Origin of the sequence: Burkholderia sp. Ac-20379 (genome assembly GCF_017104645.1) — a bacterium.
Classification (GTDB): Bacteria; Pseudomonadota; Gammaproteobacteria; order Burkholderiales; family Burkholderiaceae; genus Burkholderia.
In genome coordinates, this window is the sequence record NZ_JAAGPF010000006.1 from 45857 (window position 1) to 61002 (window position 15146).

A 15146-nucleotide genomic window follows, 5' to 3' on the forward strand; every position below is an offset into this window, starting at 1 on the left:
CCGATTCGCGGCGCTTGAGGATGCCGCTCGGGCAACGGCCGATCTGACTGCCGGCCTGGCGTGACGGAAACAGCGCGATCTCTCATCCTCAGATTCCGATTCGCTTGAACTGTTCCTGGTGTGCTGCACCGGTGGCATCCCGGTACAGCGCGGTGGTGTCCGATTGTGCCACATCTATTTCGCACCGGATCGGATTTATCCGAGCGCTGGCCGGCCGGCGGATGCCATGGGTTTATAACCACAGGTTTACCTGTATGTATACGTAGTAGTAGTTAACAACAGCACCGATTTTCTGTGGATAACCCCGGTAAACCTCACAGATTCATGGATTTGCCAAACTCATAAGACGCCGCACAGCCTGTGTGCTCGCACAGTGATTCACAGAACAACTTTTGCTGTGCTGTGCGGCCGCCTCAAGTTACCCCGTTTACGTCCACTGTGGTTACACAGAGAACTCACGGGGAATCCGTGTGCTTATCCACAGATGCCGGTGGATAAGCTGCGCCGCACAGCCGCCGTTTTCGGGGCGGCTGTGCGCAATCGTGCTGGCGTAAGCGGGGATGGGTGAAGGCGGGGATGCCGTGCGGCGCACCGTTGGCGCGGCAGGCGGACGGCGTTTCAGCCGGCGCGGCCCTGGCGCAGGGCGCGGAGCAGGAAGCGTGCGGGATCGATCGCTTCGGCCAGCTCGCGTTCGATCGGCCAGGGCTCGCCGTCGAGCTGCGAGGCGATCAGTTCGGCGCACAACGCGGCCCAGATGAACCCGCGCGAACCGAAGCCGAATGCGCCGTAGAGGCCGGCCGCACGCGGCACGTCGCGTGCCTGCGCGCCCGATAGCGCGGCGGCTCGGGCGGCCGCTTCGGCTTCGTCGCCCAGCTCGCCCGCCATCGGCAGGCGGTCGCTCGCCACGCAGCGGAACGCCACGCGGCCGGCCAGCGTGGCCGGATCCGCCATGGCGGCTGTATCGATGTTGCTGCATGGCAGCAGCGCGGCGAGCCGGGCCAAGTTCTCGCGATGGCCGCTGGCGCGCAGGGCCGGATCCGCGTCGTCGGGATCGTAGGTCGCACCGGTCAGGGCGGTGCCGTCGGCGAATGGAATCAGGTAGCCGTCGCCGATCGCCGGCAGCGCGACGGCGGGTGCGACGCCAGCCGGCAGCACGGTCAGTTGGCCGCGCACGATCTGCACCGGCGCATGACGCAACTGCGCGACGCGCGGCGCGTCGGCCGCATTGGCGACGATCGCCACCGACGCCTCGGCCAGCGTCTTGCCCGCGGCATCGACGGCGCGCCAACCGCCGCCGTCGCGCGGCACGAGCTGCGCGACCGCCACGCCATGCAGGCGCGTGAGCCGCTCGCCCGCCATCGCGCACGCAGCGCTCGCGAGCGCCGCCGGATCGAGCGAGCCGCCGTGCGGAAAGAACCATCCGCCGTGCGCCGTAGCGGTGTGCAGGCGCTCGGCCGCCTGGTCGCGCGTGAGCAGAACGGCCAGCGTTTCCGGCATGCCGAGCGCGGCCGCGGCCGCCTGCATGCGTTCGAACTCGTCGTCGTTGCAAGCCAGTTGCAGCAGGCCGTTCGCGCTGCGGGCGAAGTCGTGACCGGCTGCCTCGAACGCACGCCAGCGCGACAGCGCATACAGATAGCCGGCGCGCGACAGCCGTGCGCCGAAGTTGTCGTCGATCGCGACGAGCGGATGAAACACGCCGGCCGGATTGCCCGACGCTTCGCCTGCCACGTCGTCGCGACGTTCGATCAGCGTGACGCGCCAGCCGCGCGCCGTAAGACGCTCGGCAAGCGCGCTGCCGGCAAGCCCGGCGCCGATCACGATCGCATCGCGTGCCGCGACGTCGCAAGCGCGCGGCGGCTCGTGGCGGCGCACCTTCCAGCGCGGCGCGAAAATACCCGCACGATGTTCTTCCCGATACGAAAAGCCCGCGTTTTGCAGGGCTTTTCGCATCGCGTCGTCGATCGTATCGATGGCGAACGTGGCATCTTCATCGGCCAGCTTGGCGAGCGCGCGACATGCGGCGTCGGCATTGCCGCCGCGATTGTTCCGGACTGCGAAGGTATCGAGATGGAACGCATCGGCGCGCAGCACGAGCGACGACAGCATCGCATCGGGATCGCCGAACGCGAGCGTCAGGATCACGCCGCCGGCATCGAATTCCAGGCGATGCAGGCCCGGCGCGAGGATCGGCCACGCGCCGGCAAGCGCATCGATCAGGCGTTCGAATTCCGATGTCATAGTGGTTGCATTCGCAACCATACGTTCGGCGGCCCGGCGCAGATCGTCGCGTGAAAACGGATGCGCCTCGATTGCTACGTAGTGCAGACGTTCGCTTCGAGCCGGATCGGCGCGCCACGCGGCCCAGGTGGCGAGAAAGCGCCATCCGGCGCCGAAGCCGGTTTCGACGATCGTGAAGCTGCGCCGCCCGCGCCAGCGCTCGGGCAGCCCGTTGCCGTGCAGGAAGCCGCTGCCGGCTTGCGCTGGCGCAGCATATGTTTCGGTTGCGGCAGGCTGCAGAGCGCCATGAACGGACGAAACGAGCGCGCCGTTTTCGCGGAGCTCGAGCGTGGCAGGGATCAGTCGGTCGGTCATGCGAAACATTCGAAATGGGCCGGCATCGGCCTGGAAGCCCCGCCCCGCTTGGCGTTGGCAAAAACCAACGTCGCCGCGCGAGGCCAGGTTCGCACGCTTGACAAGGCCGTACGGTGCGCGGCAAAAATGCGGGCAACGGCGCTGGAATCCGGCAAAATCCGGATGAAAATCTTTGAAACCCTTGTCGTTATTGGGTTTGCGCTGCGCTATCATAGCAAGCGCCGTAAAGCGGAAGCGCCTCAGGCGCCTTCGCTGTTACGAGGCGCGGCGCGGTCCGACTGCGCCCTGCCGTCGCCGCGAACTGCGATGCAACGGTAGGCGTACGTATAATCGGCGCGTCCGCGCTGTTCGTGTCAACTTAACCTGAGAAAGGAACCTTAATGAACAAACAGGAACTGATCGACGCCGTCGCCGCACAGACGGGCGCCAGCAAGGCACAAACCGGCGAAACGCTGGACACGCTCCTCGAAGTGATCAAGAAGGCCGTGTCGAAAGGCGACGCGGTTCAGTTGATCGGCTTCGGCAGCTTCGGCTCGGGTAAGCGTGCAGCACGTACCGGCCGCAACCCGAAGACGGGCGAAACCATCAAGATTCCGGCAGCCAAGACCGTCAAGTTCACGGCTGGCAAGGCATTCAAGGATGCAGTGAACAAGCGCTAAGTTCTGCGTTTGTGAACGGAAAAACCCGCCTTTCGGCGGGTTTTTTTTCGTCCCCGGCATGACGCCGGGGCGCGGTTGCGCAGCAGGATGCGCGCTCAGTGACGATGAACGATCTCGTCGTCGTGATCATGATCGTCGTCATGATCGTGATCGTGTTCCTCGATGTCCCAGGCGGGAAACGGATCGGGCAACGCGTGCCATGCATCGTGGCCCGCCGCGAATTCCGCATCGTCGAGCAGGCACGCGTCGAATTGCGCGCGCCATGCGTTCGCATCGAGGCCCACGCCGATCAGCACCAACTCCTGGCGGCGGTCGCCGATCGTCGTGTCGTCCGGATCGCCGTGCCAATCGGCGGCGATTTCGTCGAGCAGCGCCGGATCGTCGTCCGGCCATTCGCTGCGATCCTGCGCGGCCCACCAGAGCCCGGCCGGGCCGTGACGGCACACGCCGCCGGCCTGCGACAGCGAGCCGCCCACTTCGTTGCGCGTCGCCAGCCAGAAGAAGCCCTTGCTGCGCAGCACGCCCTTCCACTCGTTGTGCAGCAGCGTCCAGAAGCGCTGCGGATGAAACGGCCGGCGCGCACGATAGACGAAATGACCGATGCCGAATGCGTCGGCGGCGCCGTGCGCATGCGCGTGGCCGCCATCGTCGTCGTGGCCGTCGTGGCGATGTTCGAGCGGCGCGACCCAGCCCGGCGCGTTTGCGGCTGCCTCGAAATCGAAGCGGCCGGTATCGATCAGCTCGGCTACCGGCACCGCGCCGAAGCGGCTCACCACCTGATGCGCGCGCGGATTGAGGCTGGCGAGAATCCGCTGCAGCGTCGCGAGTTGCTCGGCGTCGACCAGATCGGCCTTGTTGATCACCAGCACGTCGCAGAATTCGATCTGCTCGATCAGCAGTTCGACCAGTTGGCGATCGTCGTCGCCGGCCTTGGCCAGGCCGCGATCGGCCAGGCCTTCGTCGGAACCGTAATCGCGCAGGAAATTGAAGGCGTCGACCACCGTCACCATCGTGTCGAGCCGCGCGACGTGTTCGAGCGACTCGCCGTCGTCCTCGACGAACGTGAAGGTTTCGGCGATCGGCATCGGCTCGGCCACGCCGGTCGATTCCACCAGGATCGCGTCGAAGCGGCCCGCGGCGGCCAGCCGGCGGATCTCCACGAGCAGATCGCCGCGCAGCGTGCAGCAGATGCAGCCGTTCGACATCTCCACCAGTTGCTCATCGACGTGCGACAGCGCTGCCTTGTCGCCGACGCGCGCACCGTCGATATCGACGCCGGCCAGATCGTTGACGATCACGGCGATGCGCAGGCCGTCGCGATTGGCGAGCACGTGATTCAGCAGCGTGGTCTTGCCGGCGCCGAGAAAGCCGGACAGCACGGTAACGGGCAACGGCGAGTTCATGGCGATGGGTACCCCGGAAAAAGACGAAAGCGGCCGCCCGCGCGAGCGCATGGCGGCATGAAAGCCGCATTGTGCATCAAACGCGCGGGTGGGCGGACTTGCCGGGCAGGCTGGAGGGGAATCGGGCGGGAGAAGCAGGCAGGAGAAGCGGGGGGACAACGAGGACAACGGATGGACGGCTGCCGGGAGACGGCGGCCCGACGGTGCGTTCGCGCCACGGCCCGAACGCACCGCTCGCGACTCAGTGCGGTTCGTTCGCCGTCGGCAGCAGGCGCCATTTGGCCAGGATCGCCGCGATCTGCCGCGCGTATTTATCCCGCAGCGACGGCGTTTCGGAGTGATAGGCGCCGACCGCCGCCCAGGTGTTGCCGAACTTGTTCATCTTCTGACGCAGGTGCCACGCCGCAATATAGACGTTCTTGCACGGCTGCATCAGCGTGTCCTTGGTGATCCCGTATTGGGACAGCCGCGACAGATGGATCGAGTTGATCTGCATGATCCCGTAATCGGTCGAACCGTTCGCATTCCGGTTGATCGCGTCGGGTGTGTTGTGGGATTCCTGCCACGCGATGGCGCGAAGGATCAGCGGATTGACCTTCTGATACTTGGCGGCTTCGTCGTAACAGTCGGCATGCGCGGGGGCGCTGAAGCCGGCTGCGGCAAGCCACGACACGAGAAGAAAACACCTAATTTGCATTAGGAAGCCTTCAAATAGCTGGAAAAACGGGAAATCGGGGCGGGAAAACCCCCAACGCGGAAAGCGGGCGCAGGCGCTGCGCCGCCCGTATCATACCGGTGCCTTGGCGCATCCTGCCACCGCCAGCGGCGGATGTTGCGGGCAGCGGACACGGACTTTTCCGGGGCTTTTTATTTAGAAATCTTGCGAAAACTTGCTAAAAAAATAGGCCGATCCGCAGCTCTTGTGACCGAAATGCAAAAAGCGAGAGCCCTCTCGACCAATGTGATATTTCGGACACGAAAAGCTGATAATGTCCGTTTTTTGATTTCCGCAACCACGCTCTACCGTCGGATACGGCCTTACCCGGCATCGACTACCCACCACATGACAACCACTCGTTTTGCTATGCGGCGCGCTGCAAAAGCGCTCGTCGTCGCCGGAATCGTCGCGTCCCAGATCGCGGTCGCGCATGCTCAGGTCACGCTCAATTTCGTCAATGCCGACATCGATCAGGTCGCCAAGGCCATCGGTGCCGCAACCGGCAAGACGATCATCGTCGACCCGCGCGTGAAGGGGCAACTGAACCTGGTTTCCGAAAAATCGGTGCCCGAGGATCAGGCGCTCAAGACGCTGCAATCGGCGCTGCGCATGCAGGGTTTCTCGCTGCTGCAGGATCACGGCGTCCTGAAGGTCGTGCCGGAGGCCGACGCCAAGCTGCAGGGCGTGCCTACCTATATTGGCAACGTGCCGCGCGCCTCGGGCGACCAGATCGTCACGCAGGTGTTCGAGCTGCATAACGAATCGGCCAACAACCTGCTGCCGGTGCTGCGTCCGCTGATCTCGCCGAACAACACCGTGACCGCGTATCCGGCGAACAACACGCTGGTGGTCACCGATTACGCCGACAACGTGCGCCGCATCGCCCAGATCATCGCGGGCGTGGACAGCGCGGCCGGCAACCAGGTGGTGGTGATGCCGCTGCGCAACGCCAACGCGATCGACGTGGCCAGCCAACTCGGCAAGCTGCTCGATCCGGGCTCGATCGGCAACACCGACGCCACGCTGAAAGTCAGCGTCACGGCCGATCCGCGCACCAATTCGATCCTGCTGCGCGCCTCGAACGGCTCCCGGCTGGCCGCGGCCAAGCGGCTCGTGTCGCAACTCGACGCGCCGAGCGGCGTGCCGGGCAACATGCACGTGGTGCGCCTGCGCAACGCCGACGCCGTGAAGCTTGCAAAAACCCTGCGCGGCATGCTGGGCAAGGGCGACAGCAGCAGCTCCAGCTCCACGAACGACGCCAATTCGTTCAATTCGGGCAGCGGTTCCGGCGGCGGCAGCAACTTCTCGACGGGCACGGCCGGCACCGCCCCGCTGCCGTCGGGTTCGTCGTCGCTGACCTCCGGCTCGGGCTCCGGTTCGGGCAGCAGCCTCGGTGGCGGCAGCGGCGGCAAGAACGACGGCTTCCTCAGCAGCGACAAGGACAAGAGCGACGACAACCAGCAGGGCGGCATGATCCAGGCCGATTCGGCCACCAATTCGCTGATCATCACCGCGTCGGATCCCGTCTACCGGAACCTGCGCGCCGTGATCGACCAATTGGACGAGCGCCGCGCGCAGGTCTATATCGAGGCGCTGATCGTCGAACTGAATTCCACGACCTCGGCCAACCTCGGTATCCAGTGGCAGGTCGCGAACAACGCGCTGTACGCGGGCAGCTCGCTCGGCACCAACGTGTCGGGCCTCGGCAACACCATCACCGGGCTGACGTCGTCGGCCGCGCAGGGCGCCGCGAGCGGCCTCAACGGCGGTGCGGCGGCGGCCGCCGCGCTCACGCCGGGCCTCAATATCGGCTGGCTCAAGAACATGTTCGGCATCACCGGCCTCGGCGCGCTGCTGCAGGCGTTCTCCGGGTCGAGCGACGCGAACGTGCTGTCCACGCCGAATCTGGTCACGCTCGACAACGAGGAAGCCAAGATCGTGGTCGGCCAGAACGTGCCGATCGCCACCGGCTCGTACTCGAACCTGACGAGCGGCAACAGCAACAACGCGTTCAACACCTACGACCGCCAGGACGTCGGCCTGACGCTGCACGTGAAGCCGCAGATCACCGAAGGCGGCATCTTGAAGCTGCAGATCTACACCGAGGATTCGGCGGTGCTGCCGAGCACCACGTCGTCGTCCAGCACGATCGGCGTGCCGACCTTCACGAAGCGCTCGATCCAGTCCACCGTGCTGTGCGACAACGGCGAGATCATCGTGCTCGGCGGCCTGATGCAGGACAACTACCAGGTCGGCAACAACAAGGTGCCGCTGCTCGGCGACATTCCGTGGATCGGCCAGTTGTTCCGCTCGGAAGGCAAGCAGCGCCAGAAGACCAACCTGATGGTGTTCCTGCGCCCGGTGATCCTGAGCGACCAGGCCACCACGCAGGCCGTCACGGCGAACCGCTACGACTATATCCAGGGCGTGCAGGGCGCGTACAAGTCGGACAACAACCTGATCAAGGATCGCGACGATCCGGTTGCGCCGCCGATGCCGATCGGCCCGAGCGACGGCGGTGCGCCGGCCGCGAACCTGTTCGACCTGTCGCGCATGACGCGCCGCCCCGGCTATCCGCCGAATCCGGCCAGCGCGCCGGCCGCCACCGCGCCCACCTCGGGCGTGGCCGCGCCGGTGCCGGCGCCGGTCGTTCAGCCGGTGCCCGCCCAAGGCGTGACCACCCAGCCGGGAGCGCAGCCGTGAACGACGCCGTCCAGGACGCGCAGGGCGACGCCGGCCCGTCGGCGATCGCCGCGCGCCTGCTGCCCTACGGCTTCGCGAAGGCCGGCCAGATCCTCGTCGCGCAACAGGACGGCGAGGCGATCGAGGTGTGGATCAGCGAGCGCACGACCGATGCGGCGCTGGCCGAGGTCGCCCGCAATTTCGGCGCGCTGACGGCGCGCCGCCTGCCCGCCGACGAGCTCGCGCAGGCGATCAACACCGCGTATGCGCGCCAGGACGGCAGCGCGGCGCAGGTGGTGGGCGAAGTGGAAGGCGAAGTCGATCTGTCGCGCCTGATGCAGGACATCCCCGAGGTGGAGGACCTGCTCGAATCGGAAGACGACGCGCCGATCATCCGCATGATCAACGCGCTGCTGACGCAGGCCGCGCGCGAGCAGGCCTCGGACATCCACATCGAGCCGTTCGAGAACGCCTCGGTGGTGCGCTTCCGCGTGGACGGCACGCTGCGCGACGTGGTGCGCCCGAAGAAGGCGCTGCACGGCGCGCTGATTTCGCGGATCAAGATCATGGCGCAGCTCGACATCGCCGAGAAGCGCCTGCCGCAGGACGGCCGGATCACGCTGCGCGTGGGCGGCCGCCCGGTGGACGTGCGGGTGTCGACGCTGCCGACCGGCCATGGCGAGCGCGCCGTGCTGCGTCTGCTGGAAAAGGATTCGAAGCGCCTCAATCTCGAAGCGCTCGGCATGGGCGGCGACACGCTCAGGCAGTTCGACAAGCTGATCGCGCGGCCGCACGGCATCGTGCTGGTGACCGGCCCGACCGGCTCGGGCAAGACCACCACGCTCTACGCGGCGATGTCGCGGCTCGAAACGGCCACCACCAACATCATGACGGTGGAAGATCCGATCGAATACGACCTGTCCGGCATCGGCCAGACGCAGGTGAACGAGCGGATCGGCATGAACTTCGCGCGCGCGCTGCGCTCGATCCTGCGTCAGGATCCGGACGTCATCATGATCGGCGAAATCCGCGACCTCGAAACCGCGCAGATCGCCGTGCAGGCTTCGCTGACGGGCCACCTGGTGCTCGCCACGCTGCACACCAACGACGCCGCGTCGGCCGTCACGCGGCTGACCGACATGGGCGTCGAGCCGTATCTGCTGGCGTCGTCGCTGCTCGGCGTGCTCGCGCAGCGTCTGGTGCGCCAGCTGTGCCCGCACTGCAAGACGCCGCGCGAGGAAGACGGCCGCACCCTCTATCACCCGGTCGGCTGCGAGAAATGCGGCCATTCCGGCTACACCGGCCGGCGCGGCGTGTACGAGCTGCTGACGATCGACGACGACATCCGCTCGCTGGTGCATCGCAACGCGCCCGATTCGGAAATCCTCGCCTCGGGCCGCGCCCGGGGCATGCGCACGCTGCGCGACGACGCCGAACGCTGGCTCGAACAGGGCAACACGTCGCTCGAGGAAGTGCTGCGCGTGACGGGAGGCGCATAGCGCGATGCCGGCATTCCGTTTCGAAGCGATCGACGCAGGCGGCCGCCCTCAGAAAGGCGTGATCGAGGCCGACAGCGCGCGCGCCGCGCGCGGCCAGTTGCGCATTCAGGGCCTCACGCCGCTGGTGGTCGAGCCGGCCGCGAAACGCTCGGCCGGGCAGCGCAAGCAGCGCCTGTCGATCGGCCGCAAGATGTCGCAGCGCGAGCAGGCGATCCTGACGCGCCAGCTCGCCAGCCTGCTCACTGCCGGGCTGCCGCTCGGCGAGGCGCTGGCGGTGCTGACCGAGCAGGCCGAACGCGATTACATCCGCGAGCTGATGGCGGCGATCCGCGCCGAGGTGCTGGGCGGCCATTCGCTCGCCAGTGCGCTGGCCGAGCATCCGCGCGATTTCCCCGAAATCTATCGCGCGCTGGTGGCGGCCGGCGAACACACCGGCAAGCTCGGCCTGGTGCTGTCGCGCCTGGCCGATTACATCGAGCAGCGCAACGCGCTCAAGCAGAAGATCGTGCTGGCGTTCACCTACCCCGGCATCGTCACGCTGATCGCGCTCGGCATCGTCACGTTCCTGCTCAGCTACGTGGTGCCGCAGGTGGTCAACGTGTTCGCGAGCACCAAGCAGCAGCTGCCGGTGCTGACGGTCGTGATGATGGCGCTGTCGGCGTTCGTGCGGAACTGGTGGTGGGCGATCCTGATCGGCGTGGCGTTCGTGGTGTGGGCCGCGAAGGCCACGCTGTCGCGCGACGGCCCGCGCCTCGCGTTCGACCGCTGGCTGCTCGGCGCGCCGCTGGCCGGCAAGCTGGTGCGCGGCTACAACACGGTGCGCTTCGCCAGCACGCTGGCGATCCTGACCGCGGCCGGCGTGCCGATCCTGCGCGCGCTGCAGGCCGCGGGCGAAACGCTGAGCAACCGCGCGATGAGCCGCAACATCGAGGACGCGATCATCCGCGTGCGCGAAGGCACCTCGCTGTCGCGCGCGCTCAATCACGTCAAGACGTTCCCGCCCGTGCTGGTGCACCTGATCCGTTCGGGCGAGGCCACCGGCGACGTGACCACCATGCTCGACCGCGCGGCCGAAGGCGAGGCGCGCGAACTCGAACGCCGCACCATGTTCATGACGAGCCTGCTCGAACCGCTGCTGATCCTGGCGATGGGCGGCATCGTGCTGGTGATCGTGCTGGCGGTGATGCTGCCGATCATCGACCTGAACAACATGGTGCAGTGAGGCGGCAGGCGCTTGGGCAAGCGCTCGGCATGGGCAAGACACGCAAAACGGGCCGCACGATGCGGCCCGCTTGCGGCATGAACGGCAGGCCCTGAAGCGGGCGGCCCCGATCGCGTGACTGGGGCGGCGCCTGCTTCAGGGCAGCGGCGGCTCAGCGTACGTAGATGGTGGCGCCGGGCGCGTTGGCCGGCAGGAAGATTTCGGTGTGCGCGCCGTTGCGGTCGATCACGATCGAGCGGGCGCGGACTTCGGCGAGTTTCGTGCCTTGCATGATGTCGCTGCCCAGCGAGATCGCGCGAGCCGGTTCGCCGCCCGCGCCGATGATCGCGGCGGCGCCCTGACGCAGGGCGAGGATGCCGAACAGGTGGATGTCCTGTACCGGGTTGTGCGTGAGCTGCCCGCCGAACAGCGCGGCAGCGTCCTCCGTGCGCAAGGGTGCGCGCGCGGCGGCGGCGGGTAACGGGGCCTGATGCGCCGAGAGCGTGATGGCCCAATAAGTGGCCGTCGCGCACAAAGCCGCGAAGAGGGCGAGGGAGAGGATCCGGATCGAGAGCGCGTTCATGCGGGCTATTGTACGGACGATTATGTGAAATTTGCGTTGGGTGAAAGCCCGAAGCAGGGGCCGTCTTACAATGCGGCTTCGCTGGGCGGGCGGTGTGCCCGCCGGCGCCATTCAATGTTGACTGACTGTTTTTGAAAGAGAGGTTTCACCCATGCAAACGTGGATCAATCGTCGCTCGCAGGCCGTGCGTCGCCAGAACGGCCAACGCGGCTTCACGCTGATCGAGATCATGGTCGTGATCGCGATTCTCGGCATTCTCGCGGCGCTGATCGTGCCGAAGATCATGAGCCGCCCGGACGAAGCGCGCCGCGTCGCCGCCAAGCAGGACATCGGCACCGTGATGCAGGCGCTGAAGCTGTATCGCCTCGACAACGGCCGCTACCCCACTCAGGAGCAGGGCCTGCAGGCGCTGATCGCCAAGCCCACCACCGATCCGGTGCCGAACAACTGGAAGGACGGCGGCTATCTCGAACGCCTGCCGAACGACCCGTGGGGCAACCCGTACAAGTACCTGAACCCGGGCGTGCACGGCGAGATCGACGTGTTCAGCTACGGCGCCGACGCCAAGGAAGGCGGCGAGAACAACGACGCCGACATCGGGTCCTGGCAGTAACGTCCCGCGCGGCCGACCGACCGATACCGACCCCATTCCCCTTCGTTTGTCATGCGAACCACCGGCACCACCCCGCTGCGTTCTCCGCCCCGGCGGATGCACGGCTTCACGCTGCTCGAGATGCTGGTCGTGCTCGTGATCGCGGGGATCCTCGTGACGGCGGCCACGCTCACCATGCGCCGCAATCCGCGCACCGACCTCCACGAGGAAGCGGTGCGCGTGTCGCTGCTGCTCGAGAGCGCCGGCGACGAGGCCCAGGTTCGCGCCCGGCCGATCGCCTGGCAGCCCACCGAGCACGGCTTCCGCTTCGACATCCGCGGCCAGGACGGCTGGCGCACGCTGCGCGACGATCTGCTGCGTCCGCGCGATTGGGACGGCGGCGTGACCGGCGCGAGCATCGATTACCCCGGCTCCGATACCCAGGTGAACCGGATCGTCTTCGGCACCGAACCGATCGACGTGCCGGTGCGCGTCACGCTCTATTCCGCGATCGGCAGCGCGACGATCGTCGGCACCGGCAACGGCCGCTACGAGGTGCGCTGATCATGTCCGCCCGGCTCACCTTTGCTCCGCGCGAGCGCGGTTTCACGATGATCGAGGTGCTGATCGCGCTGGCCATCATCGCGATCGCGCTGGCCGCGTCGATCCGCGCGGTCGGCACGCTCGCCAGCAATTCCGGCGCGCTGAACGACCGCCTGCTCGCGAGTTGGAGCGCCGACAACGTGCTCGGCCAGTTGCGCCTCGCGCACGCCTGGCCCGAGGTCGGCGAGCAAACCTTCGATTGTTCCCAGGGCAATCTCGAACTGAGCTGCACGCAGCGCGTCAAGACCACGCCGAACCCGGTGTTCCGGCGCGTCGAGGTGTCGGTTAGCAAGACCGGCGAGAAAGGCGTGCTCGCGCAGATGGTGACGGTGGTGGCGAATGAAACCAATCGTTCGCTCTGAGCGCCGCGCGCGCGGCTTCACGCTGATCGAGCTGCTGATCGCGATCGCGATCATGGCGGTGCTCGCGCTGCTGTCGTGGCGCGGGCTCGATCAGGTGATCCGCGGCCGCAACCACGTCGAAGCCGTGATGGAGGACGAGCGCACGTTCGCGCAGATGTTCGACCAGATGCGCATCGACGCGCGCCGCGCCGTCAGCGACGACGAAGCCGGCCAGCCGGCCGTGCGCGTATCCGGCAACACCTTGCAGATCGTCCGCTATTTCGACACGCCCGGCGGCGCGCCGCGCCTGCAGATCGTGCGCTACCTGATCGCGTCGGGCCGCGTGGTGCGCCACGCCTCGCCGCCCATTTCGGATGCGCGCGTGCTGCGCGGCATGCTGAACAGCGGCAGCGTGGACGGCTGGAGCAGCGTGCCGCTGATGCGCGGCGTCGGCTCGATCACGGCGCGCATCTACGTGCCGAAGGTGGGCTGGACCATCAACATGCCCACCGCCGACGACGCGCTCGCCAAGAACACCCAGGCGCTGAAGCAGCCGATCGTCGGCAACGGGCCGCCCGAGCGTTCGGTGACGGGGCTCGAGGTGGGCATCGGCGCCACCTCGCTGCACAAGCCGATCCGGCGCGTGTTCCTGATCGGGGAATGACGATGCGCACCTCCTCGCCCCTTCCGCCCGCCTCTCGCGGCGCCCGCCGCCAGCGCGGCGTCGCGATCATCAGCGCGCTGCTGGTGGTGGCGCTCACCGCGATCCTCGTGTCGGGCATGCTCTGGCGCCAGCAGGTGCAGATTCGCCGCATCGAGAACCAGCGCCTGCTGATGCAGGCGCAATGGGTGGCGCGCGGCGCGCTCGACTGGACCCGCATGATCCTGCGCTCGGAAGGCGACACCTCGCCCGGCGTCACGTATCTGGGCGGCATCTGGGCCGTGCCGATCGCGAAGACGCGGCTGTCCGATTTCCTCGGCAAGATCGGCATCACCGATGTCTCGGGCGACGACGACACCTACCTGTCCGGCGACATCGAGGACGCGCAGGCGCGCTTCAACCTGCGCAACCTCGTGACCACGCCCGCGCCCGGCGTGCTGCAGATCAACGCGTCGGCGGTCGGCACGCTCAAGCGGCTGCTGACGTCGCTGTCGATCGATTCGCAACTGGCGCTGCGCATCGCGCGCCAGATGCGCGCCGCGCTGCGCAATTCGTCGCAGCGCTTCCAGATGGCCAACGCGCCCGGCACCGCCGGCGTGCCGGCGCCCACCGGCGGCAATACCAACGCGGGCCAGCCCGATCCCGGCTTCGAGAGCGACGACGGCGGCACCGACGCGAGCCAGGGCGCGTCGCCGATCGTGCCGATCAGCGTGGCCTCGCTGCTCGACGTGAACGGCGTGACGCCCGAGGTCGTCGAGCGGCTGCGGCCGTTCGTGACGGTGCTGCCCACCGTCACGCCGGTCAACCTCAATACCGCGCGCGCCGAAGTGATCGCGGCGCTGCTGCCGGGGCTGTCGGTATCGTCGGCGCAAACGCTCGTGGCGCGCCGCGAGAACGTGTTTTTCCGCAACGTCGGCGACGCGCAGCTCGCGCTGCAGGCCACCGGCGTGCCGAATACGCTGCTGGATCCCACCCAGATCGACGTGACCAGCAGTTATTTCATCGTTCACGGGCATATTGAGCATGGGCGCGCGGAGATCGACCGCAATTCGCTCGTGTATCGCGATTCGATGACGCACACCACGCGCGTCGTGCGGATATCCGACCAGCTATAACAACGCCATTCGGGAGAGGTGTCTTGAGCACGTTGATTGTTGTTTTGCCGCCGCGCGAACCGGCCGTGCCGCTGCCGGAATGGCAATGGCCCGACTTGTCGTTCGCGCTCGTCGACAAGGCCGGGCACACGCAACGCGCCGGCCGCGCGTCGCTTGAGACGCTGCCGCAGGCCGCCGCCACGGTGCTGGTGGTGGCCGCCCGCGACCTGCTGCTGCTGGCCGCCGCCGTGCCCGCCGTGAAGGGGCCGAAGCTGCGCCAGGCGCTGCCGAACATCGTCGAGGACTACCTGATCCAGGATCCGCAGGCCTGCCACATCGCCGTCGATCCGGTCGCGCTGCCCGACGGGCGGCGCGTGCTGGCCGTGATCGACCGCGAGTGGTTCCGCTTCGCGATCGACGCGTTCACGGCGGCCGGCCATCGCGCGATCCGCGCCGTGCCGGCCATGCGCTGCCTGCCGGTGCCCGACGGCGTGCCGCTCGCGCCCGCCGCCGAGCCG

14 protein-coding genes are annotated in these 15146 nt (G+C 67.3%); 10 read left to right on the plus strand and 4 right to left on the minus strand.

Translation table 11 applies throughout. The annotated features are described in order from the left end of the window. Window positions 1-618: 618 nt before the first annotated feature. On the minus strand, window positions 619-2592 hold the full coding sequence (gene mnmC, locus G3N92_RS01715) for a bifunctional tRNA (5-methylaminomethyl-2-thiouridine)(34)-methyltransferase MnmD/FAD-dependent 5-carboxymethylaminomethyl-2-thiouridine(34) oxidoreductase MnmC (protein WP_206125730.1): 1974 nt from the start codon (window positions 2590-2592) through the stop codon (window positions 619-621). 380 nt (window positions 2593-2972) lie between these two features. On the opposite strand from mnmC, the gene G3N92_RS01720 reads away from it, so the two are divergent. After that, a complete protein-coding gene (locus G3N92_RS01720; protein ID WP_006401505.1) occupies window positions 2973-3251 on the plus strand; it encodes an HU family DNA-binding protein in 279 nt (92 codons plus the stop codon). 95 nt (window positions 3252-3346) lie between these two features. Here G3N92_RS01720 and G3N92_RS01725 read toward each other — a convergent pair whose 3' ends face one another. Both G3N92_RS01725 and G3N92_RS01730 read right to left on the minus strand, forming a co-directional pair. Beyond that, complete coding sequence (locus tag G3N92_RS01725; RefSeq protein ID WP_206125715.1) at window positions 3347-4654, minus strand: GTP-binding protein; 1308 nt, start codon at window positions 4652-4654, stop codon at window positions 3347-3349. 241 nt (window positions 4655-4895) lie between these two features. Then, complete coding sequence (locus tag G3N92_RS01730) at window positions 4896-5351, minus strand: lytic transglycosylase domain-containing protein (protein ID WP_206125716.1); 456 nt, start codon at window positions 5349-5351, stop codon at window positions 4896-4898. A 366-nt stretch (window positions 5352-5717) separates the two neighbouring features. Here G3N92_RS01730 and gspD point away from each other — a divergent pair, with 366 nt between their 5' ends. Genes gspD through gspF form a run of 3 tightly spaced genes read left to right on the plus strand, consistent with a single transcriptional unit; the run spans window position 5718 to window position 10775 of the window. Further along, the gene (gspD, locus tag G3N92_RS01735; protein ID WP_206125717.1) at window positions 5718-8075 is read left to right on the plus strand and encodes a type II secretion system secretin GspD; all 2358 of its coding nucleotides are present in this window, start codon (window positions 5718-5720) and stop codon (window positions 8073-8075) included. Next, window positions 8072-9553, plus strand: a complete 1482-nt coding sequence (gene gspE, locus G3N92_RS01740) for a type II secretion system ATPase GspE (RefSeq protein WP_206125718.1) — start codon at window positions 8072-8074, stop codon at window positions 9551-9553. The genes gspD and gspE overlap by 4 nt, the downstream gene beginning before the upstream one ends. Before the next feature lie 4 nt (window positions 9554-9557). Then, window positions 9558-10775, plus strand: a complete 1218-nt coding sequence (gene gspF / locus G3N92_RS01745) for a type II secretion system inner membrane protein GspF (RefSeq protein ID WP_206125719.1) — start codon at window positions 9558-9560, stop codon at window positions 10773-10775. Window positions 10776-10926: 151 nt separating this feature from the next. Here the strand turns inward: gspF and G3N92_RS01750 are convergent, their stop codons facing one another. After that, complete coding sequence (locus tag G3N92_RS01750; protein WP_206125720.1) at window positions 10927-11337, minus strand: type II secretion system protein N; 411 nt, start codon at window positions 11335-11337, stop codon at window positions 10927-10929. Between the two features lie 151 nt (window positions 11338-11488). Here G3N92_RS01750 and gspG point away from each other — a divergent pair, with 151 nt between their 5' ends. From gspG to gspL, 6 genes are all read left to right on the plus strand, one after another. Next, on the plus strand, window positions 11489-11950 hold the full coding sequence (gene gspG, locus G3N92_RS01755) for a type II secretion system major pseudopilin GspG (RefSeq protein ID WP_206125721.1): 462 nt from the start codon (window positions 11489-11491) through the stop codon (window positions 11948-11950). Between the two features lie 51 nt (window positions 11951-12001). After that, complete coding sequence (locus tag G3N92_RS01760; RefSeq protein WP_206125722.1) at window positions 12002-12493, plus strand: GspH/FimT family pseudopilin; 492 nt, start codon at window positions 12002-12004, stop codon at window positions 12491-12493. A gap of 2 nt (window positions 12494-12495) precedes the next feature. Continuing rightward, window positions 12496-12894, plus strand: coding sequence for a type II secretion system minor pseudopilin GspI (gene gspI, locus G3N92_RS01765; RefSeq protein WP_206125723.1), 399 nt, complete (start codon window positions 12496-12498; stop codon window positions 12892-12894). Next, window positions 12872-13537 (plus strand): prepilin-type N-terminal cleavage/methylation domain-containing protein, encoded by a 666-nt coding sequence (locus G3N92_RS01770; RefSeq protein WP_206125724.1) that lies wholly within the window; start codon window positions 12872-12874, stop codon window positions 13535-13537. The genes gspI and G3N92_RS01770 overlap by 23 nt, the downstream gene beginning before the upstream one ends. 2 nt (window positions 13538-13539) lie before the next feature. Beyond that, the gene (gene gspK / locus G3N92_RS01775) at window positions 13540-14649 is read left to right on the plus strand and encodes a type II secretion system minor pseudopilin GspK (RefSeq protein ID WP_241014509.1); all 1110 of its coding nucleotides are present in this window, start codon (window positions 13540-13542) and stop codon (window positions 14647-14649) included. Window positions 14650-14672: 23 nt separating this feature from the next. Continuing rightward, the coding region (gene gspL, locus G3N92_RS01780; protein WP_241014510.1) for a type II secretion system protein GspL at window positions 14673-15146 on the plus strand (474 nt) is incomplete at its 3' end.